Genomic DNA, 24,480 nt, shown 5'->3' on the forward strand with positions numbered 1-24,480 from the left:
TCATCAACCGCTGCAGCGGTCTTGGGAAGTTCCTACAGCGACCTACAGCTCGTTGCGGAACTCCTCCGACACCTTGAGGAAGATGTCGTTCGCCTCGCTCTCGCCGACCGTCACCCGCACACCCTCGCCCGGGAACGGTCGAATGACCACGCCTGCCTGCTCGCAGGCGTCGGCGAAAGCGACCGTGCGCTCCCCCAGCCGCAGCCACACGAAGTTGGCCTGGGTCTCGGGCACCGTCCAGCCCTGCGCGCGCAGCGCGTCGACCACGCGCGTGCGCTCGCACACCAGCGAACCGACCCGGCCGATCAGTTCGTCCTCGGCGCGCAGCGAGGCGATCGCCGCCTCCTGCGCGATCTGGCTGACCCCGAAGGGCACCGCCGTCTTGCGCAGCGCCGCCGCCACCGGCTCGTGGGCGATCGCGAACCCGACCCGCAGGCCGGCGAGGCCGTACGCCTTGGAAAAGGTACGCAGGACGCAGACGTTGGGCCGCTCACGGTAGATCTCGACGCCGTCCGGCACCTCGGGGTCCCGGATGAACTCGCGGTAGGCCTCGTCGAGGACGACCAGCACGTCGCTCGGCACCTGATCGAGGAACCGCTCCAGCTCGGCCCGCCGCACCACCGTGCCCGTCGGGTTGTTGGGGTTGCAGACGAAGATCAGCCGGGTCCGGTCCGTGATCGCGGCCGCCATCGCATCCAGGTCGTGCACGTCGCCCGGTGTCAGCGGCACCTTCACGGACGTCGCGCCGCTGATCTGCGTGATGATCGGGTACGCCTCGAAGGAACGCCAGGCGTAGATCACCTCGTCGCCCGGGCCCGAGGTCGCCTGGATGAGCTGCTGGGCCACACCGACCGAACCGGTGCCGGTGGCCAGGTGGGAGAGGGGCACGCCGAACCGGTCCGACAGTTCGTTCATCAGGGACGTACAGGCCATGTCCGGGTACCGGTTGAACGACGAGGCCGTGGCCGTCACCGTCTCCATCACTCCCGGCAGGGGCGGGTAGGGGTTCTCGTTCGAGGACAGCTTGTAGGCCACCGGACCGTCGGCCGCGGCGGGCCTGCCCGGCTTGTAGGTGGGAATTCCCTCCAGCTCGGCGCGCAGCTTGGGGCTCGTCTCGCTCACCGCAGTCCTCCTCGTGACCACCACCGGCATCGAATACTTCTCACCTTATGAGGATTCAGCGCCGCTGCGTATAGGTGAGGCCAGACCTCGTCCGTCACACTGGCATCAGGGCACGAAGGCGCACGATTCGGGGGGCGCGCCGCACATATATCTACGCGCCGGTGGCTCGCGCCGTGGCGCGCATCCCTCGTGCAGGTGAGTTGAGACCTCTTCGCAACATCTGCCACTTGGCAGGCCCTCACTGGTTGACACGCCAGGTAATGGGATGCATTCAATCAACTGGCTTGCTTTCGAAGGCCGTTGGCACTTAATGATCATGCAGAAACGTGACTGTCAACGCGTGCATATGCGTCCGCCCTACCCCACCCCATGAGCCCTACTATCGGCTCGCCATGACAGCAGCAGGGAAGCACCAGGTGAGCCGCGCGGAAACCTCACGTCGAGGCAGCCGGCCGGGCCGGGCGGGCATCAGGGACGTGGCCGCCGCCGCCGGAGTATCCATCACTACCGTCTCCGACGCCCTCAACGGCAAGGGCCGACTCCCGGATGCCACCCGGCGCCATGTGCGCGAGGTCGCCGACCGACTGGGCTACCGGCCCTCGGCCGCCGCCCGCACGCTCCGCACCGGCAAGTCCGGACTCATCGGCCTGACCGTGACGACGTACGGGGATGAACCTTTCACCTTCACCGAGTTCGCGTACTTCGCCGAGATGGCGCGCGCCGCCACGTCCGCCGCGCTCGCACGCGGCTACGCCCTCGTCATCCTCCCGGCGACCTCCCGTCACGACGTGTGGTCGAACGTCGCGCTCGACGGAACGGTGGTCATCGACCCCTCGGACCACGACCCGGTCGTCAGCGAGCTGGTACGCCAGGGTTTACCGGTCGTCTCCGACGGCCGCCCGGCCGGCTCGCTCCCCGTGACCGCCTGGGTCGACAACGACCACGAGGCCGCCGTACTCGGCATCCTCGACCATCTGGCCGACGCCGGTGCCCGCAGGATCGGCCTGCTCACCGGCACCACGACCGACACGTACACCCATCTGTCGACCACCGCCTACCTGCGCTGGTGCGAGCGCGTCGGCCAGGACCCGGTCTACGAGGCCTATCCGGCGCACGATCCGTGTGCCGGCGCGGTCGCCGCCGACCGGCTGCTCGCCCGCCCCGACCGGCCCGACGCCGTCTACGGTCTGTTCGACCCGAACGGCACCGACCTGCTCGCCGCCGCCCGCCGCTACGGGCTGCGCGTCCCGGAGGACCTGCTGCTGGTCTGCTGCAGCGAGTCCACCGTGTACGCCAGCACCGAACCGCCCATCACCACCCTGTCGTTGAAGCCCCGCCGCATCGGCACGGCGGTGATCCAGGTCCTCATCGACGCCATCGAAGGGCTCGACTCGGACCAGCCGGTCGAGCAGGTGATACCGACCGAACTGATCGTGCGTACGTCTTCGCAGCGCCGCCCGCACCGGACGACGGTCAGCCCGCCGCGGTCACCCGAGGGCAAGTAGGGCCACCCCCTCGGGAGCGGGAAGGCGGGGGCCCGGCCGAACGCGTCCGCTCGGGAGCGCCGGCAGCCGCCCAGCGGGTGCGGCGCCATCCCCGTACGGGAGTGGCGGCAAGGGCGGCGGAGACGGCACCCGGCACGCCCGGAGCACGATCACACCGCCGTAGCGGACGGTCGAAGACCGGCCCAATCGGGGCGAAAGCCGCGGTGAACCGGGGTCCCGTTCCGATTCACCACCCCTGGGTCATCACACAGCGCGATCCGCATTCCTATGATGGGCCCACACACCGTGGGCCGCTGCGACCAGGCAGTCCGAAGCGGTGCAGATGCGGCGCGATGGTGGAGGGGTCGATGACTCAGGGGGCCGGTCAGGGACCCGAGGTGGAGCGGACGGCGACGGTACGCGACTTCCGGGTGCCCGCGTACGTCCACGAGACCGCTCCGTACGCCGCCACCGGCACGCACGCGGCCGAGGCCGTGCCGCCCTCCGAGGAGGAGTACGAGGAGAACCTTCCGGGGGGGTACACGCCCACTCAGCGGGATCTGCCCGTCATCCGTCGGGGTGACACGGTCCAGGTGGCCGTCGACCCCGAACCGGTCGTGGTGCAGCAGTCCGCCACGGGCCAGGGGCCGCTGTTCGTCGTCGGCGACGTGCACGGCTACCTCGACGAGCTGTTGGCCGCCCTCCAGGAGAAGGGCCTCGTCGACGCCGCCGGACAATGGTGCGCGGGCACCTCTCGCCTGTGGTTCCTCGGCGACTTCACGGACCGGGGCCCGGACGGCATCGGCGTCATCGACCTGGTGATGCGGCTGTCCGCCGAGGCCGCCGCGGCCGGCGGCTACTGCAAGGCGCTGATGGGCAACCACGAACTGCTGCTGCTCGGCGCCAAGCGATTCGGCGACACGCCCGTCAACTCCGGTGCGGGCACCGCCACCTTCCAGGCGGCCTGGCTGCTGAACGGCGGCCAGAAGACCGACATGGACCGACTGCAGGACCACCACCTCCAGTGGATGGCCCGCCTCGACGCCCTCGAAGCGGTCGACGGCCACCTCCTGGTCCACTCCGACACCACCACCTACCTCGACTACGGCGGCTCCATCGAGGAGGTCAACGACACCGTCCGCGAGACGCTCACGCGCAACGACGCGGAAGAGGTGTGGGACCTGTTCCGCAAGTTCACCAAGCGCTTCTCGTTCCGCGACGAGGGCGGCGCCGACGCCGTGCGCTCACTGCTGGACACGTACGGCGGCACCCGGATCGTTCACGGCCACAGCCCCATCCCCTACCTGCTGGGCGAGGTCGGCTCCGAGGACGGCGAGGACGACACCCGTACCGCGGTCGAGGGACCCCACGTCTACGCGGACGGACTGGCCATCGCGATGGACGGCGGCGTGACCATGGCCGGAAAGCTGCTGGTCCAGCAACTTCCGCTCGACACCTGACCGTTCACCGGACGGGTTTGCACGCGGCGGCGTCCGTACAGCCCGGCACCCAATTTCTGGAAACCCCCTGTCACCACCCACCGTCACCGCTCTACCATCGGCTTATCCGTAGCAGGCTCCCCTCCGTTTCTGCCCGACGGCTCGTTGGCATGCGAGCCCCAAGCCCTACGGAGCATCGGGGGATGCACATGAACAGCGTTCCGCAGCACCTGTCGAACGAGGACCGCCAAGAGTACGAGCGGATCCTCGAAGAGGCGCTGCGCTCCGCACCACACCGCCCGGAACTGGCCGCTGTGGGACAGCGGCTCAACTCCGAACAACTGCGCACCATGGCACTCAACGCCACCGCCCTCATCACTGCGGCGGCCACGACCGAGTACCAGCATTACGTGAAGGTCCGCGAGGAACTGCGCCACCCGGCGCCGCCCGCCCAGGTGCCGTCCACGCGCGAATCCGGCTCCGACGAGCCGGGCACGGGCGCGGCGGGACTCGCCGCCACCATGGGCGAGGTCGCCGAGGCGACCGGCGCGGGCGCCGTCGCCGTCGTCGCCGTCCTGGCACCCGTCCTGGCCGGCACCGCCGCGGCGATCTTCCTGCTCGTCGGCTACATCCTGAAGATGCTCGATCCGGGGCAGACCTTCGCGCAGACCATGCTCACCACCGGATGGGTGTTCGGCGCGTTCACTGCGGTGGCGATCCTCGTCGCCGCGGTGGGGCTGCTGCTCACCGCGCTGCGCAACCGCCCCTCCGCCGAGTCCGGCTGCTACGGCGAACTCGACGAGGAAGTGGTCCGGGCCAGGGACGCCTGGCACGACGCCCTGCTCGAACGCGGCATCCTGCCCTTCCTTCGGGAGGCACTCGCCGAGCCGGGCGCCACGGCACTGCACCGTACGGCACCGGCGGCGCCGGCCAACCGTATGCCGCACCTCGGTTACGGCCGTCCCGGGTTCACGAGCCCGGACGGCGGTCCCGAAGCGGGCCCGCCTCCGCGTTACTCGAGCCCGGACTACAGCAGCCCGGACTTCGGCGGCCCGGAACACCGGCCCGAGTAGCCACCGGCCGAGGAGCCACCGGCCCGGGCGGGCAGGGGATCAGAGGATGCCCGCCCGGCCGGCGGCAGCGATCCAGGACGGGAACTCGGACAGCAGGCGGTCGTACAGCTCCGGGTCCGGGACGGTGCTGATGTCGTCCACGGCGAAGAAGCCGACGTTGTCCACGCGGCGGCCCGGCAGGGTGTCGAAGCGCTCGAGCACCCCGTAGTTGGACCGCCCGAGCCCCACGAACTGCCAGAAGACGGGTTCCTCCACCGCCTCCCGCAGCTCCCGCTCGATCTCGGCGTTGCGGTAGACGCCTCCGTCGGAGAAGAACAGCACCAGGGTCGGAGCCGACGCCGGGTTGTCCCGGACGTAGGCTCGGACCTCGGCGATCACCTTCTGTTCCTCGTTCTGGATGCCGACCGCCCGCATGTCGACCTGTTCGGGGTGCAGGCCCTTCTTCCTGCCGCGGCGGAAGAGGCTGATCTCCCCCACGCGTACGTGCAGCCGCAGCCACTCGGGCAGCTCGCCGAGGCGGAGGTCGGGCAGCCGGGCCGGGTTCGAGGCGAAGGTCCACGCCTGCATCTCACCGTCGTCGTCCAGTTGCGCGGCGACGGCGGCCATCCGCTCCACGACGTCCGTGACCACACCCTTGGAGTAGAGGAAGGACATGGACCCGGAGGCGTCCAGGACCAGGACGACGCGCGCGGTGACCCCGGCCGCCCCGTGCTTGCTCAGGCTGACCGCGACCTGTTCCTTGCGCAGGGACAATCGCTTGCGCATGTCGACGGGAAGGTGTTCCTCCCCCTTGGTGAGGCGGGGGCCCGCGCCGGTGGGCGCCGGTGGCGCGGCCGGCGCTGCGGGCGGCGCCTGTGCTGCGGGCGGCGCCTGTGCTGCCGGTGAGGCCGGTGAGGCCGGTGAGGCCGGTGAGGCCGGTGAGGCCGGTGAGGCCGGTGAGGCCGGTGAGGCCGGTGAGGCCGGTGAGGCCGACGGCATGGGCGCCGGCGGGGTCGCCGCAGTCGCCGGGGCGGCGGGCGCGGCCGCCGGGGGAGCGTCGTCCACGGTGATGCCGAAGTCCGTGGCCAGCCCCGCGAGTCCGGAGGCGTACCCCTGCCCGACCGCGCGGAACTTCCACTTCCCCTGGCGCCGGTACAGCTCGCCGCCGACCAGGGCGGTCTCCGTCCCGGCCGCCATGTCGAACCGGGCCAGTTCGGTGCGGGTCCCGGCGTCCAGCAGCCGCAGTGACAGCCCCGGCACCCGGCCGAACGTCCCGCCGTCCGCCGAGGCGCACAGGACGACGCGGTCGACGGCCGGTTCCACCGAGCGCAGCTCCACCTCGACGGCGTCGGTCGTGACACCCGCGCCGGCACCGGAGTCGGCCTGCTTGCCCAGGTGCCTCACCGCGTCGGACGCGTGGCGGGGCTGGTTGTAGAAGACGAAGTCGCCGTCGTCCCGCACGCGTCCGGCCGAGGTGAGCAGCAGCGCGGAGGCGTCGACCTCGGGCACACCCGGCCCGGCGGACCAGACGAGTTCGACGCGCACCGCGGGGGAGTCGACGGCGAGATTGGCGCCCTTGCTCAGGGAGGTGGCTGTCATGCGTCCAGTCTGCCGAGACGTACCCCTCGGTGGGGAGGGGGCAGACCCGGCGTCCCGTCCGGGAGATCACTCGTCCCGCCGTCCCCGGCTCACGCCAAGCGCCCCCGCCCTCCGTGCACGGGATCGCTCAGCGTGAGGCCGGAGCAGGGACTCAGTCGGCCAACGGCAGGTAGACCCTGTTTCCGTGTGCCGCGAACTCCTTCGACTTCTGGGCCATGCCCTCCTCGATCTCGGCCTTGCTGCCTCCGTGCTCACGTCGGATGTCCTGCGAGATCTTCATGGAACAGAACTTCGGACCGCACATCGAGCAGAAGTGGGCCGTCTTGGCGGGCTCGGCCGGCAGTGTCTCGTCGTGGAACTCCCGTGCCGTGTCCGGGTCGAGGGCCAGGTTGAACTGGTCCTCCCACCGGAACTCGAAACGGGCGTCCGACAGCGCGTCGTCCCACTCCTGCGCGCCTGGGTGCCCCTTGGCGAGGTCGGCGGCATGGGCGGCGATCTTGTAGGTGATGACGCCGGTCTTGACGTCGTCACGGTTGGGCAGGCCCAGGTGCTCCTTGGGCGTGACGTAGCAGAGCATGGCCGTGCCCCACCAGGCGATCATCGCGGCACCGATACCGGAGGTGATGTGGTCGTACGCCGGCGCGACGTCCGTCGTCAGCGGTCCGAGCGTATAGAACGGAGCTTCATCGCAGATCTCCTGCTGAAGGTCGATGTTCTCCTTGATCTTGTGCATCGGGACATGGCCCGGGCCCTCGATCATGGTCTGTACGTTGAAACGCTTGGCGATCGTGTTGAGTTCCCCGAGCGTACGCAACTCGGCGAACTGCGCCTCGTCGTTGGCGTCCGCGATCGAGCCCGGCCGCAGGCCGTCGCCGAGCGAGTACGTGACGTCGTAGGCGGCGAGGATCTCGCAGAGCTCGTCGAAGTTCTCGTAGAGGAAGGACTCCCTGTGGTGCGCCAGGCACCACGCCGCCATGATCGAGCCGCCGCGCGAGACGATGCCCGTCTTGCGGTTCGCGGTCAGCGGTACGTACGCCAAGCGCACGCCCGCGTGGACCGTCATGTAGTCCACGCCCTGCTCGGCCTGCTCGATGACGGTGTCCTTGTAGACCTCCCAGGTCAGCTCCTCGGCGCGGCCGTCGACCTTCTCCAGGGCCTGGTAGAGCGGCACGGTGCCGATGGGGACGGGGGAGTTGCGCAGCACCCACTCGCGGGTGGTGTGGATGTTGCGGCCGGTGGACAGATCCATGACCGTGTCGGCGCCCCACCGGGTCGCCCAGGTCATCTTGTCGACCTCCTCCTCGATGGAGGAGGTCACCGCCGAGTTGCCGATGTTGGCGTTGACCTTCACCAGGAACCGCTTGCCGATGATCATCGGCTCGATCTCCGGGTGGTTGACGTTGGCGGGCAGTACGGCACGGCCCGCCGCGATCTCCTCCCGGACCACTTCCGGCGAGACGTTCTCCCGGAGGGCCACGTACTCCATCTCCGGCGTGATCTCGCCCCGGCGTGCGTACGCGAGCTGCGTGACCGCGTTGCCGTCCCTCCCCCGGCGCGGCTGGCGCGGCCGTCCGGGGAAGACGGCGTCGAGGTTGCGCAGGCCGCCGCGCGGAGAGGTGTGCTTGATTCCGTCGTCCTCGGGGCGGACGGGGCGGCCCGCGTACTCCTCGGTGTCTCCTCGGGCGATGATCCAGTTTTCCCGCAGCGGCGGCAGCCCCCTGCGGACATCGGTGTCGACGAGCGGATCGGTGTACGGGCCCGAAGTGTCGTACAGCGTGACCGACTGCCCGTTGGTGAGGTGCACCTGACGGACCGGCACGCGCAGGTCGGGGCGCGAGCCCTCGACGTACGCCTTGTGCCAGCCGATGGACTTCCCGGCCTCCGTGGTCTCCTCCTGGGCGGAGTTCTGCGCGGAGGCAGGCGTGCGTGCGTCCTTGATGGTCATGAGACCTACTCCCTACGCCGGCATTACCCGGTAACAGGTTCGGCGGTCGACGCAGCGGCTTCCGTCTGGCGACGCTTCGTGGGATACATCACTCGGATTCGGTGACGTTTCCCGTGAAACATCGCTGGGACGGAGGTCAGCGCCCTCTCAGCCCGGTGCTCCGAGCTCCCGCGTGTACAAAGGTGCCTCCACGCTAGCGTCAATTCGGGCGCGGTGAACAGAGGGCCCCCCTCGTTCTTGCGATGATCGGTCGGTGACCACACCGCAGCATCCCCCGTTTCCGCCACACGAGCCCCGCCGCGGACCAGGCACCGAGGACGGCAACGGCCACGGAGCCGGCCCCACCCCTTCCGACGCTCACGGCGCGGGCGGCGGCAGACTTGACGCGGGCGGCGGTCCCGGTGGGCACGGTGGTCCCGGCGGTCCCGGCGGTCCCGGTGGGCACGGGCACTCCCACAGTCACGGACCGGCGGCGCCTGTCTCCCGGCATCTGCGGAAGGTCATCGCCGCGGTACTCATCCCGTTCGCAGCGGCGGTGCTGGTCGGGCTCGCGTTGCTGTGGCCGGGCGGTGCGCCGCCGCACGAACGCACCGGGGTCGGCTTCGACCGGCAGACGCAGGATGCCACCGTCACCAAGGTGGTCGAGCTGAGCTGCCAGTCCGTCAACGCCTCGGGCGTCCCTCCGACCGGCGACACCTCCACCGCCGAGGGCTCCTCCGCGGTGCAACAGGCGCAGGGCGACTGCAAGCGGGCGACGATCCGTGTCGACAGCGGCAAGGACAAGGGCCTTACGTTCACCGAGATCGTGCAGCCGGACCAGTCACGGCAGCTGCACGAGGGCCAGAAGGTGGTGGTCGCCTACGAGCCCTCCGCACCGAAGGACCTGCAGTACTCGGTGACCGACATCAACCGCGGGCTGCCGCTGGCCCTGCTCGCCGGCATCTTCGCGCTCGCCGTCGTGGTCGTCGGACGGCTGCGGGGCCTCATGGCGCTGGTCTCGCTGGCCATCAGCTTCCTGCTGCTGAACTTCTTCATCCTGCCCGCGATCCTGCAGGGGTCGAACCCGCTGGCCGTGGCGGTGGTCGGGGCCAGCGCCATCATGCTGATCGCGCTGTATCTGTGCCACGGCCTGTCGGCCCGTACGTCCGTCGCGGTGCTCGGCACCCTGATCTCGCTGTTGCTGATCGGTGTGCTCGGATCGCTGTTCATCGACTGGGCCGCGCTCACCGGCAACACGGACGACAACACCGGCCTCATCCACGGCCTGTATCCGACGATCGACATGAGCGGCCTGCTGCTCGCCGGGGTCATCATCGGTTCGCTCGGTGTGCTCGACGACGTGACGGTCACCCAGACGTCGGCGGTCTGGGAACTGCACGAGGCCAACCCGACGATGGGCTGGCGGGGGCTGTACCGGGCGGGCATCCGGATCGGCCGCGACCACATCGCCTCGGTCGTCAACACGCTCGTCCTCGCCTACGCGGGCGCCGCGCTGCCCCTGCTGCTGCTGTTCTCGATCGCGCAGAGCGGGGTGGGGACGGTCGCCAACAGCGAGTTGGTGGCGGAGGAGATCGTGCGCACGCTGGTCGGCTCGATCGGCCTGGTGGCATCCGTTCCGGTCACCACGGCCCTCGCGGCCCTCGTCGTATCGGCCGACCGTCCGGCCGGCCCACCGGCGGCACAGGCCGCCGGGACGACGCCGGGCGCAGGTTCGGCTCCCGTACGTGGGCGAGGCCGTCGGCGTAAGCGCTGACCCATCGACAGCCGATCGCGGCGAAGCGTTACGCCACGGTCGTAGAGCTGCCGTAACGGTTCAGCCCGCGCTCTGCTCTTCCGCCAGGATGCGGTCCAGGGCATCGTCGAGGTGGGCGTCGAAGTCGGCGAGCGCGCCCTCCTGCCCCAGCGGCACCAGCTTGTCGGTCCGGTCGAGGAACGCCACCAGGGGTGCCGCAGACGAACGGAACAGCGCCTGGTCGCTGCCGACCTGAAGCCGGATCAGCACCTCCGCCAGCGGCTCGGGATCGACGGGGGCGATGCGCACGTCACCGTCACCGCACGGCCGGCCCACCCCGTCGACCAGCAGCTCCCGGCCGAAAGCCCAGGTGACCGGCGCGTCCCCGGGGAGATGGAAGGTCAGTCGCACGGCATAGGGATCACAGGTCTCGTAGCGCAGCTCCACCGGAATGCGGAAAGAGAGCTCCTCGGACACGAGAAAGCTCATCATGACCTCTGCCTGCACGGACTCGCCCATCGCCTACCCCGTCATTCGCCGTCGACTGGCCGGGAATCAAACCTCTAACACTGGTGGCATCTTGCTTAACGTACACACCAGATCACAAGGAGTGAGTTTTCAGATACTGATAGAGATCGCGAGCGACCCCAGAAGCCGACCCACCTCGTCCTGCAACCGCTCCGCCGCGGGCAGCAGCCGGTCGGCCTGATGGAGGGGCAGGGAAATGGCCATCGTCGCGGCCGTGGTGCCCACGGTGATCGGGATCGCCGCGCATACGGTCCCCAGGGCGTACTCCTGGCGCTCGGTCACCGGCGTCATCCGCCGCATGCGTTCCAGACGCTTCAGCAGGGCATTGCCATCACGCACCGTGTACGGCGTGACGGGCCGCACCGGGTAGCGGTCCAGGTGGTCGCGGCGGGCGTCCTCGTCCAGCTGGGACAGCAGGCACTGTCCGATCGCGTGCGCGTGCCCGGTCTCGCGGAAGTCCGCCCACTCCTCGACGGCCGGATTGCCCGGGGTGTCGGAGACGCACATGACCTCGATCTCGCCGTCGCGGTACATGGCGTAGTACACGGGGACACCGATCGCATCGCGCCAGCGGGCCAGCGTGTCGACCACCGTGCTGCGACGTTTCTGCTCGGCTCCGCTGCCGCCGAGCCGCTCGGCGGCCTCGCCGAGGAAGAACAGGCCCTTCTCACGGCGCAGATATCCCTCGTGCACCAGAGTGCGCAGCAGGTGGTACGCCGTGGGGAGCGCCAGCCGCGTCTCACGGGCCAGTTGTTTGGCGGGGGCTCCGTACTCGTGCTCGGCGACGCATTCCAGAAGTCGCATCGCCCGCTGCACGGAGCCGATGAGGGTCGCGGGCGGAGGGCCCGCGGAGGGAGCCGCGGGGGGTGTCCGAGACGTCGAACGGGGCTGCTCGGGCAGTGCGCGCAGTGGAACGAACGCGGTGTCAGCCGTGGCCAAGAGTCACTCCCGGAACGCGAGGGGGCAGCCCGTGCGGGGAGCACGGGTGGGGGTGTACGCCACTCGCGGGGTCGCCCCCGCGTGGAGTTCCGGACTCTATTCGCCGGTCACCGCTCGCCGACCGCCCGTCCGGGAAACTTCCCTCGCGCGAGGGAACCGGTGATTCCTGTTACCGCCACCGGTGTCCCACGGCTCTCACCAGTCGCTGCGCGACGATGAACTCGACATGAACTTGCGTACGACGTAGATCAGTCCGCCGACGAGCGCGACGAAGACCAGCAGCTTGAACAGCAGTCCGATCACGAAGCCGACCACGCTGGCGATCAGCCCGCCGAACACGACCAGGGCGATGACCGGCACCGCGATCCACTTCACCCACCACGGCAGTCCCGTGAAGATCTCTCGCATCGCCCTCGTCCTTACCTTTCCGCCCGTTCGAGAGCCGGGTCCTTCGACGGCCCGGGGTCCCGCTGGGTCATCTGATGTCCTGCACCCGATGCTAGGGCCGCGAGAGCCCCGGCAGGGCCCTCGCATCCCTTGTCTCCCCCTGACCGGTCCCCTAGGGAATCCCGGGGTCGCGGCTCAGCTCTCGGGCGGAGAGAACACCACCAGAACCCGCAGATCCTCGCTGATGTGGTGGAACTTGTGGGCGACCCCGGCCGGCACGTACACCACGCTGCCGCGGGCGACCTGGGTGGTCTCCATGCCCACGGTGATCGCGGCCCGCCCGCTCACCACGAAGTACACCTCGTCCTGCGCGTGCGGCTTCTGCGGGTCGGCCGTGCCCGCGTCGAGGGCGTACAGACCGACCGACATGTTCCGCTCGCGCAAGAACTGCAGGTAGGCACCGTCATTGGCGGCGCGCTCCGCCTCCAGTTCGTCCAGCCGGAATGCCTTCATCGCCTCGTCCGCCCCTGCCTCACCGTTCGTTTCCGATCGCGTCTGCCACGATCAGACACATGAAGAATTTCCTAGTCAAGACGATCGCCAACGCGGGCGCCCTCGCGGTCGCCGTGTGGCTGCTCGACAAGATCACCCTGACCGGGGGCAGCACCGGCGAGAAGACCGTCACCCTGATCGTGGTCGCCCTGGTGTTCGGCCTGGTGAACCTGCTGGTGAAGCCGATCGTGCAGGTGCTGACCTTCCCGCTGTTCATCCTGACCCTCGGCCTGTTCACGCTGGTGGTCAACGCGCTGATGCTGTTGCTCACGTCGTGGCTGGCCGACACGCTCGACCTGAGCTTCCACGTCGACGGATTCTGGACCGCCGTCCTGGGCGGCCTGATCATCTCGATCGTCTCCTGGGCCCTCAACGCGTTCCTGCCCGACAAGGACTGATCCCGATGACCTACCGCGTCTGCTTCGTGTGCACGGGCAACATCTGCCGCTCCCCGATGGCCGAGGCCGTCTTCCACGCGCGCGTGGCGGACGCCGGGCTGGACGGCCTGGTCGAGGCCGACAGCGCCGGCACCGGCGGCTGGCACGAGGGCGAGGGCGCCGACCCTCGCACCATGGCCGTCCTGGAGGAGAACGGCTACGGCCTCGACCACACGGCCCGCCAGTTCCAGCCGTCCTGGTTCTCCCGCCTCGACCTCGTCGTCGCCCTCGACGCCGGCCATCTGCGGGCACTGCGCCGACTCGCGCCCACGGAGCAGGACGCGGCCAAGGTACGGCTGCTGCGGTCCTACGACCCCGCCGCCGACCGCGCCGACCTCGACGTACCGGACCCCTACTACGGGGGCGTGGACGGCTTCGAGGAATGCCTTGAGATGGTGGAGGCGGCGAGCACCGGACTGCTCGCCGCGGTACGCGAGCAAGTGGAAGGACGGGCGGCATGAGTGATTCCGCTACGAACAACGGGGCCGGCACGGGCGCGGAGGGCGCCCCTTACGGCGCCGGTGACGGCACGCGTGCGGTGCGGGCCGGGCTGCCCGAGCCGGTCAAGCACGAGCCGACGCTGCCCGGCCCGGTGTTCGCCGCCCACTTCCATCTGCCGGGTGAGCCGACCGGCCCGTACACGTACGGCCGCGACGAGAACCCGACCTGGACCCACCTCGAGCGTGCCATCGGTGAGCTGGAGGCGCCCGGGCAGGGCGACGTCGAGACGCTGGTGTTCGCCTCCGGCATGGCCGCGATCTCCTCGGTGCTCTTCTCTCAGCTGCGCGCCGGTGACGTGGCCGTCCTGCCCGACGACGGCTACCAGGCGCTGCCGCTGGTCCGCGACCAGTTGGAGGCGTACGGCATCGAGGTGCGCACCGCGCCGACCGGCGGGGACGCCCAGCTCGACGTCCTGGACGGGGCGAAGCTGCTGTGGATCGAGACGCCGTCCAACCCCGGCCTCGACGTGTGCGACGTCCGGCGACTCGCCGAGGCGGCCCACGCGCGCGGCGCCCTGGTCGCCGTGGACAACACGCTCGCCACGCCGCTGGGGCAGCGCCCGCTGGAGCTCGGCGCCGACTTCTCGGTGGCCAGCGGCACCAAGCAGCTCACCGGCCACGGCGACGTCCTGCTGGGCTACGTGGCCGGCCGCGATGCCGGGGCGATGACCGCCGTACGGCGCTGGCGCAAGATCGTCGGTGCGATTCCCGGGCCCATGGAGGCCTGGCTCGCACATCGTTCGATCGCCACCCTCCAACTGCGGGTGGACCGGCAGAACGCCACCGCGCTGAAGGTGGCCGAAGCCCTCCGTGCGCGGCCCGAGGTCACCGGCCTGCGGTACCCGGGGCTGCCCGACGATCCGTCCCACAAGATCGCCTCGCAGCAGATGCTGCGCTACGGGTGCGTCGTCTCCTTCACGCTGCCCACGCGCGCGCGTGCCGATCGTTTTCTCGACGCGCTGCGACTCGTGGAGGGAGCGACGAGCTTCGGCGGGGTGCGGTCCACGGCCGAGCGGCGTGGGCGTTGGGGCGGCGACGCGGTGCCCGAGGGCTTCGTGCGCCTCTCGGTCGGTGCGGAGGATCCCGCGGACCTGGTGGCCGACCTGCTGCGTGCGCTGGAGGAATCGGCGGACTGAGCGCCACCGCGCAGCCGCCGTGCTGTTTCCGGCCAGGTACGACGGACGGTCCGAGCCTCCCCCCTCGTGGCTCGGACCGTCCTCCGGTTCCGCGGGCGAAGAACCGCGCGATTAAGGCTAATTGACTCTGTGTCAGTGTCCAATCACAGTAGCGGCAGCGACCTATCGACATATTTATAGTTGGGCGCGGCCGGAGGGCTGGGAGAGTACAGAAGAGGGGAGGTTTTTCATGGACCTGGCCTTGCTGCGCACCTTCGTGACCGTGCACCGAGCCGGCTCCTTCACCCGTGCCGCGGCCCTGCTCGGCCTTTCCCAGCCGGCCGTCACCTCACAGATCCGCACGCTCGAACGGCAGCTCGGACGTCCCCTTTTCTTGCGGCAGGCCCGCGGCGTCACCCCGACGACGATCGGTGACGAACTCGCACACAAGGCCGCTCCGCATCTCGACGCCCTGGTCGAGATCGCCGAAACCGGGGTGGACGACGACTCCATGTTCAGGACCCTGCATCTCGCCGGACCACCCGAGTTCACCGCCGAGCGGGCGCTTCCCGTGCTCACGGAACTCACCGGCGAGGACGGGCAGGCCTTCGCGCTGCGCGCCTCGTTCGGAAACGCCGAGGAGACCCTGGAGGGACTGGCCGCCGGGCACCACGATCTGGCCATCGGCACGGCCCGGCCGCGCGGCGCGCTGCTCACGGCCACTCCGCTCTGCGACGAGGAGCACATCCTGGTCGCCGCGCCCCACTGGGCGGAGCGGACCGGCACCGAAAGGCTCCGCGGCTCCGCCGCACCCGCTCTGGAACACGTCCCCGTGGTCGAGGTCCACGAGTCGCTGCCCTTTGTGGCCCGTTACTGGGCGTCTGTCTTCGACACCCGCCCGGCCGCCCCCGGCACGGTCGTCGCCCCCGACCTGCGTGCGGTCCTCGCCTGTACGGTCGCGGGCGCCGGGCTCGCCGTACTGCCCCGCTATCTGTGCGCTGGGGCACTGGAGCGCGGAGAGGTCGTCGCCCTGCATGAACCGGCGGTGCCGCCGCTGCGGACGTACTTCCTGGTGGTGCGGACCGGCACGTTGGCGATGCCGCACATCGCCCGCGCCCATGAGTGGCTGCTGCGTGCGGCCGCCGGCTGGAACTGAGCCCGGCGATCCCGCGAGTGGGCATGCCGCGATGTTTCACGTGGAACCAGCCGGGCCACATTTCTTCCATGACCGTCCGACCCGTGGTCAAGCGCACCGCCCGCGCCGTCCTCCTGGACGGCGACCACTTGATCCTGATCAAGCGCACCAAGCCCGGTGTCGACCCCTACTGGGTCACTCCCGGAGGCGGGGTCGAGCCGGACGACACCACCGTCGTGGACGCCCTGCACCGCGAGGTGTACGAGGAACTCGGCGCCAAGATCACCGACGTGGTCCCGTGCTTCGTGGACACGGTGGAGCACATCGGCGAGGACGCCGGAACGACCGGGGTGAAGGTGCAGCACTTCTTCGTCTGCCACCTGGAGTCCATGGACCCGGCCCTGCGGCACGGCCCCGAGGTCGACGAGCCCGCCGGTGACTACGAGATCGTCCGAGTGCCGTTCACGCGGGTCGGGATCGCTTCCGTCCACCTCGTCCCGCTGTCGCTGCGGCACTATCTGGACGGCAACATCGAGGGTGTGCGTGCCATGCACGCTCCCGACCTCGGCTGACACCGGCGGCGGCCGGCCTGCCGGCCCGTACGGCGTCCAGCGGATGACGAGGCCCTGTGCACTGGGCCACCACATGGCCAAAAGCTCGCGTGTTCCCTCGGAAAGTGGTGGACGCGGACGGCCGCTGTCGTACAGCCTGACCTGCGTGCCGACACCTTCCCTCGCCTCTCTGCCGATCCGCCGTCTGACGCTCCGCGATCTCACCGCCTGCGCCGACCTCTCCGAGGATCGGGGGTGGCCGCGCGAGGAGCACAAGTGGGGGTTCCTCCTGACAGCCGGGAAGGGGTACGGCATCGACGATCCCGGTGGCGGTCTCGTCAGCGCCTGCACCGTCACCGAGTACGGGCCGCCCGAACGCCCCTCCCTCGCCGCCATCGGCATGGTGCTGGTCGCCGAGCGGCACGCCCGTCAAGGAGTCGGACGCCGGCTGATGCGTCACATCGTCGCCGCTCTGGGCACCACCCCCCTGACCCTGCACGCGACCCCGTACGGCCGGCCGCTCTACGAGGAACTCGGCTTCAAGGCCATCGGCCGGGCGGAGATGGTGCGCGGGCGCTTCACTCCGGGCGGGCCCGAGCCGAGGACCACGACGCGCGCGGCCACTGCCGACGACCTCGCCTCGATCCTCCGGCTCGACGAGGAGGTGTTCGGCACCGACCGCACCCCCATCATCACGCGGCTGCCTGCCTTCGCCGACCAACTGCGGGTCGCCGAGGAGGACGGTCGTCTCATCGGGTACGCCGCGGCCTGGCCCAACATGGATACCCATGTCGTGGGCCCCCTGATCGCACGCGACACCGAGACGGCCAAGGCGCTGATCAGCTCCCTCGCCGCCCGCACGGACCGACCGCTGCGCACGGACATCGACGTACGGCACGAAGAGCTGCTGGCCTGGGCGAAGGCGCACGGCCTCGCCTCCATCGCGCCCAACGCGGTCATGACGTGCGGGATCACGGAGCTGCCAGGCGACTGGAACCGGCGGTTCGCTCCGCTGACGGTGGCGGCGGGCTGACCCTGCGCGGCGTCCCCTCGCGGTACGACGGCGGCCGGTACGACGAAGCCGGTTCCCGGTGAGATCCCGGAAACCGGCTTCGTGGAGCGGCGGCCGACGTCAGGCGAGGGCCTCCACGGCGGCCTTGGCGAAGGCGTGGTCCTGCTCGGGCGCACCGCCGCCGACGCCGACCGCGCCGATCAGCCGGCCGTCGCGGTGCACGGGCACGCCACCCGCGATGAACAGAAGCGGCCGGTCGAGCGCGGTGGGCAGGGTGTGGAAGGGACCTCCGGGCTGAACGGCCTCCACGAGGTCCGCGGTGGGAGCGTTCAGCTGAAGCGCCGTGTAGGCCTTGCGGGTGCTGGTCTCCCCGGAGATCAGCACGGCTCGGTCGTCGCGCCGGAAGGCGAGAAGGTGCCCGCCTGCGTCGAGGACGGTGACGCTGACGGTGGCTCCGGCGGCCTCGGCGGCGCGGTGGGCCGCGGCGACGAGAATTTCGGCGTCCTGAATGGTGAGCGGGGCGACAGCGGTGGTGCTCATGGGGCTTTCTCCTTGGTTGCTGCTGAGTGGTGCGGTGCCTCGGTGGTCTTCGAGGCGGGGGAGCCGCGGGTGCGGGGACGGCCCTGGCCCCGCACCCGCGTCCGGGGCCGTTCAGCGATGTGCGACGGCGGCCGGCTGCTCGACGGGTGCGGAACCCGCGACGGCCTCGCCGGGAGCGCCGTCGCGCCGTTCGAGAGCGGCCGAGAGGAAGGCGAGGACCAGCGCCGCGGCGGCGAGCACGGCGCCCACCCAGTTCGGGGCGGTGTAGCCGAAGCCGACGGCGATGACGACGCCCCCGAGCCACGCGGAGAGCGCGTTGCCGAGGTTGAAGGCGCCGATGTTCACGGCCGAGGCCAGCGTCGGGGCGCCGTGCGCATGGTCCAGGACGCGCTTCTGCAGCGGCGGGACGGTGGCGAAGCCCAGGGCGCCGATCAGGAAGATGGTCACGGCCGACGCGATCTTGTTGTGCGCGGTGAGTGTGAAGAGGGCGAGTACGACGGCCAGGGCGCCCAGGGAGATGTACAGCATCGGCATCAGGGCGCGGTCCGCGAACCTGCCGCCGACGAGGTTGCCGCCGACCATGCCGAGGCCGAAGAGGACCAGCAGCCAGGTGACCGAGCCGTCGGCGAAGCCCGCGACGTGGGTCATCATCGGCGCGATGTAGGTGACGGCCGCGAAGACACCGCCGAAGCCGAGGACGGTCATGGCCATCGCGAGCAGGACCTGGACGTTCTTGAACGCGGCCAGTTCGTGTCGCAGCCGCACTCCCTCGGCCTTGGGCACGTCGGGCACCAGCTTGGCGACACCGGCCAGGCCGACGACACCGAGCACCGCCACGACGGCGAAGGTGACGCGCCAGCCTACGGACTGTCCGACGAGCGTCCCCAGCGGGACCCCGACGACGTTGGCGACGGTCAGTCCGGTGAACATCATCGCGATCGCGCCGGCCTTCTTGTGCGGGGCGACCAGGTCGGCCGCGACGACCGAGCCGATGCCGAAGAAGGCGCCGTGGGCGAGGGAGGCGACCACACGGCCGGCCAGCATGACGGAGAAGGCCGGGGCGAGGGCGGAGAGCAGGTTGCCGACGATGAACAGCCCCATCAGCAGCATGAGCATTCGCTTGCGCGGGACCTTGGTGCCGAGCACGGTCATCAGCGGAGCGCCGAACATCACACCGAGCGCGTATCCGGTCACCAGGAAGCCGGCGGTGGGGATGGAGACCCCGTAGTCGCTCGCGACCTCGGGCAGCAAGCCCATGATCACGAACTCTGTCGTTCCGATTCCGAAGGCCCCGATCGCGAGGGCCAAAAGCGCGAGAGGCATGGAGGGGGACACCTTCCCAGACGATTGCAGAAGCGCTTTACGTGCGTTCACGATAATTGCAGACGCCGGTTATATGCAAACGCAGGCAATTGCGCGACTGGTCTACCCTGGTCTCAGCCGCTCCGGGACGGAGGAAACACATGACAGCGACGGACCCCGCGCTCACCGCCCTCTCCCAGGGCTGGTGCGCCCTCTCCCTGCTGCACGGGAGGATCGAGGCCCACATCGAGCGCGCTCTGCAGGCCGGACACGACCTGAGCGTGCGTGAGTACTCCCTGCTCGACGTGCTCAGCCGGCAGCACGAAGGAGACGGAGGGCATCTGCAGATGAAGCAGGTCGCCGACGCCGTCGTCCTCAGCCAGAGCGCCACCACGCGTCTGGTCACCCGGCTCGAGGACCGGGGGCTGCTCGAGCGCTACCTGTGCCCCACCGACCGGCGTGGCATCTACACCAACGTCACCGCGGCCGGCCTCAAGCTGCTGGACGAGGCGCGGCCCACCAATGACGCCGCCCTGCGCGAGGCCCTCGACGAAGCGGCCACGAACCCCGACCTGGCACCTCTGGTCCGGGTCGTGGAGACACTCAAGACACCGGTACCCGGCTAGCGGGAGGCTGCCGGAGCGCACCGTGGCCTGTCCTACCGCCTCTGCGTAGGGTGCGGTCATGGGAGATCTTGAAATACGACCCACCGCCGAGGACGACATCCCAGCGGTCGTCGCGATGCTCGCCGACGACCCCTTGGGCGCCCAGCGCGAGTCACCGCACGACCTGGGCCCTTACCTGGCCGCGTTCGAACGGCTCAGCGCCGACCCGAACCAGCACCTGGTCGTCGCCGTCCGCGACGACCGCGTCGTCGGCACACTCCAGCTGACGATCGTCCCCGGTCTCTCCCGGCGCGGCGCCATCCGGTCGATCATCGAAGGTGTCCGCATCCACGCCGACGAACGCGGCAGCGGCCTGGGTACTCAGCTCATCGAGTGGGCGGTCGATGAGTCCCGTCGGCAAGGGTGTCACCTCGTGCAGCTCACCTCCGACAAGACTCGTACCGACGCCCACCGCTTCTACGAGCGCCTCGGCTTCTCGGCCTCGCACACGGGTTTCAAGCTTCAGCTCTGACCAGGCTCGCGCGGTGAGCGGCCATGGCGTGGGGCCCTGTTTCACGTGAAACAGGGCCCCACGTCGCGGCGGGAAAGTGCCTAGCCGATCCCCCGCCACCCCTCGGGATCCACCCCTCCCGGTACCGGGGCCCCCTCGTCGTACGGCTGACGCGTGAACACGAACGATCCGAGGTCCAGATGGCTCACGGTCCCGTCCGGACGCCGCACGGCTCGCAGAAGCTCCCCGGCGTAGTAGCCCTCAAGCCCTGTCCACGTACCGTCGGCATTCGCCCGGAAGCGCGAGCGGCGGCCGTTGCCCGACAGCGGCTCCAGCGAGACTCCCCCGTCGGTCGTCAGCCGTAGGGCGAAAGCGTGTGTCCCCCAGTACCACTGCCCGGCCAACTCCAGCACAGAGGCGTCGACTTCCGGCAGCGGACGCCACGGTTCGGGGATCCGGGGTTCCGCCTCGGCGACGATACGCACGAGATCGGCACCGACCCCGGCCGGCAGCGGCCCGGAAGTGCAGTTGGTCAGTACCACCGCGGCCACGTCGTCCTCCACGCTGAGGGTGAGGTTGGCCAGAAAACCCGGCAGGGAGCCGGAGTGCCCCACGAGCAGCCGCCCGCCCCAGCGCTGGATCTGCAGGCCGAGGCCGTACGCCGCGCCGTCCAGGACATCCGCGGCCTCGGCCGCCGCCGCGGGCGCCCGCATCTCCCGCACGGTGTCCGCGCTCAGCACCCTGTCGTCCCCCCTCGCCAGGAACACGGCGAACCGTGCCAGATCTCCGGTGGTGGACCAGAGCTGACCTGCCGGGGCCATCCGGCCGAGGTCCTCGGCGGGCTCGGCCAGCATCACGTCGGCCCACGGATGCACCGCCCAGCCACCGGCGTGCGGCGCTCGCGGACGCCCGGTCGTACGGTCCAGACCCAGCGGTTCCAGCACCTCCCCGCGCAGCACGTCCTCCCACGGAGCGCCGCGCAACTTCTCGACCAGCGCACCGAGCAGGGTGTAGCCGGGGTTGGAGTAGTGGTGCCGACGGCCCACCGGGTGCAGGAGCGGCTGCTTGCCCAGCACATCGGCGAGTTCGGGCCGCAGCGAGCCCGGCGTCCGCTCCCACCACGGCGCGGGGGACTCGGCAGCCAACCCGCCCGAGTGCGCCAGCAACTCGGCGATCGTGGCCTCCCCCGCCCCGGTACCCGGCAGGTGCTTCTCCAGCGGGTCCCCAAGGTCGAGCAACCCCTCGTCCCGGAGTCGCAGGATGAGAACGGCGGTGAACGTCTTGGTGATCGAGCCGATCCGGTACTGCACGTTCTCGTCCGGGCCATGCCCGTCGACCGAAGTCCGCGCTCCGTGCCACACGGTGCGTCCGCCCCGGACCACCGCCGCGACGAGCGACGGCGTGCGCCCCTCGGCCTGGGCCACGGCAATCCGGTGCAGCAGCGCCCGGCGGGTGGTGGGGAGCAACTCTTCCTGATGTGTCGTCATGCCCTCAGTCCATAGGCCCGGGCACCCCACGTCGAGCCGATTTCCCCGTGTGTAGGCCCGCAGTCGAAATGTCCCGACACCACTTGCTGTCTCACGATCTTGTCCTTTTGAGGATGCAGGTCAGCGTCGTCCGATTCGGTCCCCGCCAGACACGACCTTGGCGGCGCATTCGAGAGGAGCGGCCCTGGTGGGGTCCGAGGGGCTGGGCCATGCCTGCGGCGACCGAGGCGGCGTGGCCAACGGCATCAGGAAGCGGGGACGGGCTCCAGCCGGTAGGCGTCCCCGTGGGCGACCACGCGGCCGGCGGTGGGCGGTGCGAAGTGGGTGCCGAGGAGGAGGGTGTCCGTGCCGGCGAGGGAGCCGAGCAGCTTGCGGCGAGTGGCCTCGGACTGCCGCGGGTCGATGTCGACGCAGGCGCCGATGACGGGGTGGGCGAGCTGGACCGGGTGGTGGACGCAGTCGCCGGAGATCAGCGCCGTCTCCCCCTGGCTGGTCAGCTCCACGGCGACGTGGCCGGGGGTGTGGCCGGGTGTCGGGACCAAGCGCAGGCCGGGGGCGATCTCGGCCCCCTTGTGCGGGACGTCGACCGTGCTCAGCAGACCCGCCTGTTCGACCGGGATCACGGAGTCGCGGAACATCTGTTCGCGCGCCTCCTCCATGTCGTACGTGGCCCAGAACTCCCGCTCGGCGCGGGAGGTGAGGTAGCGGGCGTTGGGGAAGGTGGGGGCCCATTCGCCGTTCACCTGCCGCGTGTTCCAGCCGACGTGATCGGCGTGCAGGTGAGTGAGAATCACCAGGTCGACGGAGTCAGGGGGGAAACCGGCGGCGGTGAGGCGCTCCAGGAAGTCGGTCCGCAGGTTGTGCCAGGCCGGGTTGGCCCGCTCCTTGCCGTTGCCGATGCCGGTGTCGACGAGAACGCGCAGCCCGTTCACGACGAACGCGAAGCTGTGGCTGTCGATGTGCAGAATCCCGTCCTGGCCGGCGAAGTGGGGGTGCAGCCAGTCCTGGGCGGTCACCACCTCAGGGGTGGCGTCGGGCAGCAGCCAGGGTCCGGTCGCGGGTGGCAGGGCGACTTCGTCGATGCGGTGGACGGTGACGCCGCCCACGGTCCAGGAGGGGATGGGGGTGGCGGCGGGGGAGGCGTGCATTGTGTCGTTTCCTTTGTTCTCTTCAGTGGGAGCGGTCGGTCGTTCTCTTCAGTGGGAGCGGTCGGCTTCGGGGCGGGCCGCCCCGCGTCGTGACGCGGTGAGTGCCGCCAGGGCCGCCAGGGCGAGGAGAGCGGCGGTGACGGCGTAGGCGTGTGAGGTGGCCCCCAGCCCGTGGTGCTGGGTGGCGGCGCCCGCGGCGACGGCGGGCAGGCTCATGGAGAGGTAGCTGAGGATGTAGTAGGCGGCCAGTGTCGCGGCGCGGTCCCACTCGTCGAGCGAGGCGAGGAGCATACGCAGCGCCCCCTGGGAAACGGCGCCGAAGGCGATGCCGGCCAGCACCGCGCCGCCGTAGACGGCGGTCAGCCCGGCGCCGTGCAGACCGCTCAGGGTCAGGGCCGCGGCGGGCAGAACGGACAGGCAGCCGCCGATCGCCGTGGCGCGGGGCGGCCTGCGCCGCAGCGCCCACACGGTGAGCGCGGCGGTGGCGCTGAGGGTGAAGAAGACCATGCCGCGGGTTGCTTGCGGGGCGTCGGGGGCCACCAGGCGTACGAGGGCCGGGCCGAGGGAGGAGTAGAAGCCGCCCAGCGCCCAGACGGTGCCGACAGCGGCGCCCGCGGCCAGCAGGGTGCGGCGGGCCGGGGGCGGGACGCTGACCCGCGGGCGCAGCGACCGCAGCGCTCCCGCGTGGCGGTGGGCCGTCTCCGTGGTGAAGGCGGCCTCGATCGCCTGGGCGAGGAACAACGCCGCCAGCAGTACGTAGACGGTGACGGTGGGGGCGGGGGCGAAACGGACGAGCAGGGTGGAGACGAGTACGCCGGTGGCCATGCCGGCGACCGGGGTGACGCTGTTGGCCAGGGCGGACCGACCCGGGCGCCGGGGGTTTTCCAGGTCGAGGAGCGCCGCGCCCGCGGCACTGGTGGCCGCGCCGGTGGCCGCTCCTTGCAGGACCCGGGCGATGGTCAGGGAGCCCGCGCCGTCCGCTGAGGCCAGGAGGACCATGGAGGCGGCCGCCATGAGCAGGGCGCCTGCCAGGACGGGGCGTCGCCCCAGGTGGTCGGAGAGCGCTCCGGTGGTGAGCAGGGCCAGCAACAGGGCCAGGGCGTACGCGCTGAAGACCACGGTGACGGCGAGCGCGGAGAGGCCCCACTGGTCCTGGTAGAGAGGGTAGAGCGGGGTCGGAGCGCTGGACGCGGCCAGGAGGGCCGCGAGTATCGACACGTCGAGGGCGAAAGAAGCCGTGCGCCTCTTCGTACCGGTGCGGGTGGCCTGGCGAGCGACGGGCGCGGGTGCGTCGGAGATCGCGGGTGCGTCGGCCACCGCTTGTACGTCGGAGATTACGCCGGGCATGGGACTCCTTC

At 70.4% G+C, this 24,480-nt stretch carries 24 protein-coding genes and 1 riboswitch; of the genes, 12 read left to right on the plus strand and 12 right to left on the minus strand.

The genetic code is table 11. The features are described from left to right. Positions 1 to 42 precede the first annotated feature (42 nt). Positions 43 to 1,122 (minus strand): histidinol-phosphate transaminase, encoded by a 1,080-nt coding sequence (hisC, locus tag ACFW48_RS14095; protein WP_386314118.1) that lies wholly within the window; start codon positions 1,120 to 1,122, stop codon positions 43 to 45. Positions 1,123 to 1,514: 392 nt separating this feature from the next. On the opposite strand from hisC, the gene ACFW48_RS14100 reads away from it, so the two are divergent. The 3 genes from ACFW48_RS14100 to ACFW48_RS14110 all read left to right on the plus strand — a co-directional run bounded on the left by ACFW48_RS14100 (position 1,515) and on the right by ACFW48_RS14110 (position 5,118). Further along, entirely contained in the window at positions 1,515 to 2,627 is a 1,113-nt protein-coding gene (locus ACFW48_RS14100) for a LacI family DNA-binding transcriptional regulator (RefSeq protein ID WP_386314121.1), read from the plus strand. A gap of 332 nt (positions 2,628 to 2,959) precedes the next feature. After that, positions 2,960 to 4,066 (plus strand): metallophosphoesterase, encoded by a 1,107-nt coding sequence (locus ACFW48_RS14105; RefSeq protein WP_386314124.1) that lies wholly within the window; start codon positions 2,960 to 2,962, stop codon positions 4,064 to 4,066. Positions 4,067 to 4,248: 182 nt separating this feature from the next. Next, positions 4,249 to 5,118, plus strand: coding sequence for a hypothetical protein (locus ACFW48_RS14110; protein ID WP_386314127.1), 870 nt, complete (start codon positions 4,249 to 4,251; stop codon positions 5,116 to 5,118). 39 nt (positions 5,119 to 5,157) lie between these two features. Here the strand turns inward: ACFW48_RS14110 and ACFW48_RS14115 are convergent, their stop codons facing one another. Both ACFW48_RS14115 and thiC read right to left on the minus strand, forming a co-directional pair. Continuing rightward, positions 5,158 to 6,696, minus strand: a complete 1,539-nt coding sequence (locus tag ACFW48_RS14115; protein WP_386314129.1) for a VWA domain-containing protein — start codon at positions 6,694 to 6,696, stop codon at positions 5,158 to 5,160. Between the two features lie 151 nt (positions 6,697 to 6,847). Beyond that, entirely contained in the window at positions 6,848 to 8,641 is a 1,794-nt protein-coding gene (gene thiC, locus ACFW48_RS14120; RefSeq protein ID WP_386314131.1) for a phosphomethylpyrimidine synthase ThiC, read from the minus strand. Next, a riboswitch (TPP riboswitch) is annotated at positions 8,634 to 8,823 on the minus strand. It overlaps the preceding gene by 8 nt. Positions 8,824 to 8,894: 71 nt before the next feature. On the opposite strand from thiC, the gene ACFW48_RS14125 reads away from it, so the two are divergent. After that, on the plus strand, positions 8,895 to 10,394 hold the full coding sequence (locus tag ACFW48_RS14125; RefSeq protein ID WP_386314134.1) for a YibE/F family protein: 1,500 nt from the start codon (positions 8,895 to 8,897) through the stop codon (positions 10,392 to 10,394). Positions 10,395 to 10,454: 60 nt separating this feature from the next. Here the strand turns inward: ACFW48_RS14125 and ACFW48_RS14130 are convergent, their stop codons facing one another. From ACFW48_RS14130 to ACFW48_RS14145, 4 genes are all read right to left on the minus strand, one after another. Further along, positions 10,455 to 10,892 carry an SsgA family sporulation/cell division regulator gene (locus tag ACFW48_RS14130; RefSeq protein ID WP_121747963.1) on the minus strand — a complete coding sequence of 146 codons (438 nt, stop codon included), beginning with the start codon at positions 10,890 to 10,892 and terminating at the stop codon, positions 10,455 to 10,457. Between the two features lie 99 nt (positions 10,893 to 10,991). Then, positions 10,992 to 11,705 carry an IclR family transcriptional regulator gene (locus ACFW48_RS14135; protein ID WP_386314137.1) on the minus strand — a complete coding sequence of 238 codons (714 nt, stop codon included), beginning with the start codon at positions 11,703 to 11,705 and terminating at the stop codon, positions 10,992 to 10,994. A gap of 330 nt (positions 11,706 to 12,035) precedes the next feature. Further along, on the minus strand, positions 12,036 to 12,248 hold the full coding sequence (locus ACFW48_RS14140) for a DUF5326 family protein (protein WP_007388908.1): 213 nt from the start codon (positions 12,246 to 12,248) through the stop codon (positions 12,036 to 12,038). 174 nt (positions 12,249 to 12,422) lie between these two features. Further along, the gene (locus tag ACFW48_RS14145; protein ID WP_053133839.1) at positions 12,423 to 12,740 is read right to left on the minus strand and encodes a cupin domain-containing protein; all 318 of its coding nucleotides are present in this window, start codon (positions 12,738 to 12,740) and stop codon (positions 12,423 to 12,425) included. 59 nt (positions 12,741 to 12,799) lie between these two features. Between ACFW48_RS14145 and ACFW48_RS14150 the strand changes: the two genes are divergently transcribed. The 6 genes from ACFW48_RS14150 to ACFW48_RS14175 all read left to right on the plus strand — a co-directional run bounded on the left by ACFW48_RS14150 (position 12,800) and on the right by ACFW48_RS14175 (position 17,550). After that, positions 12,800 to 13,177 carry a phage holin family protein gene (locus ACFW48_RS14150; RefSeq protein ID WP_386314141.1) on the plus strand — a complete coding sequence of 126 codons (378 nt, stop codon included), beginning with the start codon at positions 12,800 to 12,802 and terminating at the stop codon, positions 13,175 to 13,177. 5 nt (positions 13,178 to 13,182) lie between these two features. Continuing rightward, complete coding sequence (locus ACFW48_RS14155) at positions 13,183 to 13,677, plus strand: low molecular weight protein-tyrosine-phosphatase (protein WP_386314144.1); 495 nt, start codon at positions 13,183 to 13,185, stop codon at positions 13,675 to 13,677. After that, a complete protein-coding gene (locus ACFW48_RS14160; RefSeq protein WP_386314147.1) occupies positions 13,674 to 14,852 on the plus strand; it encodes a cystathionine gamma-lyase in 1,179 nt (392 codons plus the stop codon). The genes ACFW48_RS14155 and ACFW48_RS14160 overlap by 4 nt, the downstream gene beginning before the upstream one ends. A 229-nt stretch (positions 14,853 to 15,081) precedes the next feature. Then, positions 15,082 to 15,987 (plus strand): LysR family transcriptional regulator, encoded by a 906-nt coding sequence (locus ACFW48_RS14165; RefSeq protein WP_386314150.1) that lies wholly within the window; start codon positions 15,082 to 15,084, stop codon positions 15,985 to 15,987. A gap of 68 nt (positions 15,988 to 16,055) precedes the next feature. After that, entirely contained in the window at positions 16,056 to 16,538 is a 483-nt protein-coding gene (locus ACFW48_RS14170) for an NUDIX domain-containing protein (RefSeq protein WP_386314152.1), read from the plus strand. Positions 16,539 to 16,683: 145 nt separating this feature from the next. After that, positions 16,684 to 17,550, plus strand: a complete 867-nt coding sequence (locus ACFW48_RS14175) for a GNAT family N-acetyltransferase (RefSeq protein WP_386314155.1) — start codon at positions 16,684 to 16,686, stop codon at positions 17,548 to 17,550. A gap of 99 nt (positions 17,551 to 17,649) precedes the next feature. Here ACFW48_RS14175 and ACFW48_RS14180 read toward each other — a convergent pair whose 3' ends face one another. Together ACFW48_RS14180 and ACFW48_RS14185 are read right to left on the minus strand one after the other, a co-directional pair. Beyond that, complete coding sequence (locus ACFW48_RS14180; RefSeq protein WP_386314157.1) at positions 17,650 to 18,069, minus strand: heme-binding protein; 420 nt, start codon at positions 18,067 to 18,069, stop codon at positions 17,650 to 17,652. Between the two features lie 111 nt (positions 18,070 to 18,180). Then, positions 18,181 to 19,392 (minus strand): MFS transporter, encoded by a 1,212-nt coding sequence (locus ACFW48_RS14185; protein ID WP_386314160.1) that lies wholly within the window; start codon positions 19,390 to 19,392, stop codon positions 18,181 to 18,183. Between the two features lie 140 nt (positions 19,393 to 19,532). On the opposite strand from ACFW48_RS14185, the gene ACFW48_RS14190 reads away from it, so the two are divergent. Both ACFW48_RS14190 and ACFW48_RS14195 read left to right on the plus strand, forming a co-directional pair. Beyond that, positions 19,533 to 19,997 carry a MarR family winged helix-turn-helix transcriptional regulator gene (locus tag ACFW48_RS14190; RefSeq protein ID WP_386314163.1) on the plus strand — a complete coding sequence of 155 codons (465 nt, stop codon included), beginning with the start codon at positions 19,533 to 19,535 and terminating at the stop codon, positions 19,995 to 19,997. 58 nt (positions 19,998 to 20,055) lie between these two features. Continuing rightward, positions 20,056 to 20,508: a GNAT family N-acetyltransferase gene (locus ACFW48_RS14195; protein ID WP_386314165.1), complete on the plus strand. Its 453-nt coding sequence runs from the start codon at positions 20,056 to 20,058 to the stop codon at positions 20,506 to 20,508. 80 nt (positions 20,509 to 20,588) lie between these two features. On the opposite strand, the gene ACFW48_RS14200 is transcribed toward ACFW48_RS14195, so the two are convergent. From ACFW48_RS14200 to ACFW48_RS14210, 3 genes are all read right to left on the minus strand, one after another. Further along, the gene (locus tag ACFW48_RS14200) at positions 20,589 to 21,974 is read right to left on the minus strand and encodes a serine hydrolase domain-containing protein (RefSeq protein ID WP_386314167.1); all 1,386 of its coding nucleotides are present in this window, start codon (positions 21,972 to 21,974) and stop codon (positions 20,589 to 20,591) included. A gap of 245 nt (positions 21,975 to 22,219) precedes the next feature. Further along, on the minus strand, positions 22,220 to 23,122 hold the full coding sequence (locus ACFW48_RS14205; RefSeq protein WP_386314169.1) for an MBL fold metallo-hydrolase: 903 nt from the start codon (positions 23,120 to 23,122) through the stop codon (positions 22,220 to 22,222). Between the two features lie 48 nt (positions 23,123 to 23,170). Next, positions 23,171 to 24,469, minus strand: coding sequence for an MFS transporter (locus tag ACFW48_RS14210; RefSeq protein WP_386314172.1), 1,299 nt, complete (start codon positions 24,467 to 24,469; stop codon positions 23,171 to 23,173). Positions 24,470 to 24,480: the final 11 nt, after the last annotated feature.

The organism is Streptomyces sp. NPDC058812 (assembly GCF_042744565.1).
GTDB classification, from domain to species: domain Bacteria; phylum Actinomycetota; class Actinomycetes; order Streptomycetales; family Streptomycetaceae; genus Streptomyces; species Streptomyces thinghirensis.

Bases quoted from the DNA above. Each gene is read 5' to 3' on its own strand.
- ACFW48_RS14100 (WP_386314121.1), top strand. From the start codon at position 1,515: ATGACAGCAGCAGGGAAGCACCAGGTGAGCCGCGCGGAAACCTCACGT.
- ACFW48_RS14105 (WP_386314124.1), top strand. From the start codon at position 2,960: ATGGTGGAGGGGTCGATGACTCAGGGGGCCGGTCAGGGACCCGAGGTG.
- ACFW48_RS14110 (WP_386314127.1), top strand. From the start codon at position 4,249: ATGCACATGAACAGCGTTCCGCAGCACCTGTCGAACGAGGACCGCCAA.
- ACFW48_RS14115 (WP_386314129.1), bottom strand. From the start codon at position 6,696: ATGACAGCCACCTCCCTGAGCAAGGGCGCCAATCTCGCCGTCGACTCC.
- thiC (WP_386314131.1), bottom strand. From the start codon at position 8,641: ATGACCATCAAGGACGCACGCACGCCTGCCTCCGCGCAGAACTCCGCC.
- ACFW48_RS14130 (WP_121747963.1), bottom strand. From the start codon at position 10,892: ATGGGCGAGTCCGTGCAGGCAGAGGTCATGATGAGCTTTCTCGTGTCC.
- ACFW48_RS14135 (WP_386314137.1), bottom strand. From the start codon at position 11,705: ATGCGACTTCTGGAATGCGTCGCCGAGCACGAGTACGGAGCCCCCGCC.
- ACFW48_RS14140 (WP_007388908.1), bottom strand. From the start codon at position 12,248: ATGCGAGAGATCTTCACGGGACTGCCGTGGTGGGTGAAGTGGATCGCG.
- ACFW48_RS14145 (WP_053133839.1), bottom strand. From the start codon at position 12,740: ATGAAGGCATTCCGGCTGGACGAACTGGAGGCGGAGCGCGCCGCCAAT.
- ACFW48_RS14150 (WP_386314141.1), top strand. From the start codon at position 12,800: ATGAAGAATTTCCTAGTCAAGACGATCGCCAACGCGGGCGCCCTCGCG.
- ACFW48_RS14155 (WP_386314144.1), top strand. From the start codon at position 13,183: ATGACCTACCGCGTCTGCTTCGTGTGCACGGGCAACATCTGCCGCTCC.
- ACFW48_RS14160 (WP_386314147.1), top strand. From the start codon at position 13,674: ATGAGTGATTCCGCTACGAACAACGGGGCCGGCACGGGCGCGGAGGGC.
- ACFW48_RS14165 (WP_386314150.1), top strand. From the start codon at position 15,082: ATGGACCTGGCCTTGCTGCGCACCTTCGTGACCGTGCACCGAGCCGGC.
- ACFW48_RS14170 (WP_386314152.1), top strand. From the start codon at position 16,056: ATGACCGTCCGACCCGTGGTCAAGCGCACCGCCCGCGCCGTCCTCCTG.
- ACFW48_RS14180 (WP_386314157.1), bottom strand. From the start codon at position 18,069: ATGAGCACCACCGCTGTCGCCCCGCTCACCATTCAGGACGCCGAAATT.
- ACFW48_RS14185 (WP_386314160.1), bottom strand. From the start codon at position 19,392: ATGCCTCTCGCGCTTTTGGCCCTCGCGATCGGGGCCTTCGGAATCGGA.
- ACFW48_RS14190 (WP_386314163.1), top strand. From the start codon at position 19,533: ATGACAGCGACGGACCCCGCGCTCACCGCCCTCTCCCAGGGCTGGTGC.
- ACFW48_RS14195 (WP_386314165.1), top strand. From the start codon at position 20,056: ATGGGAGATCTTGAAATACGACCCACCGCCGAGGACGACATCCCAGCG.
- ACFW48_RS14200 (WP_386314167.1), bottom strand. From the start codon at position 21,974: ATGACGACACATCAGGAAGAGTTGCTCCCCACCACCCGCCGGGCGCTG.
- ACFW48_RS14205 (WP_386314169.1), bottom strand. From the start codon at position 23,122: ATGCACGCCTCCCCCGCCGCCACCCCCATCCCCTCCTGGACCGTGGGC.
- ACFW48_RS14210 (WP_386314172.1), bottom strand. From the start codon at position 24,469: ATGCCCGGCGTAATCTCCGACGTACAAGCGGTGGCCGACGCACCCGCG.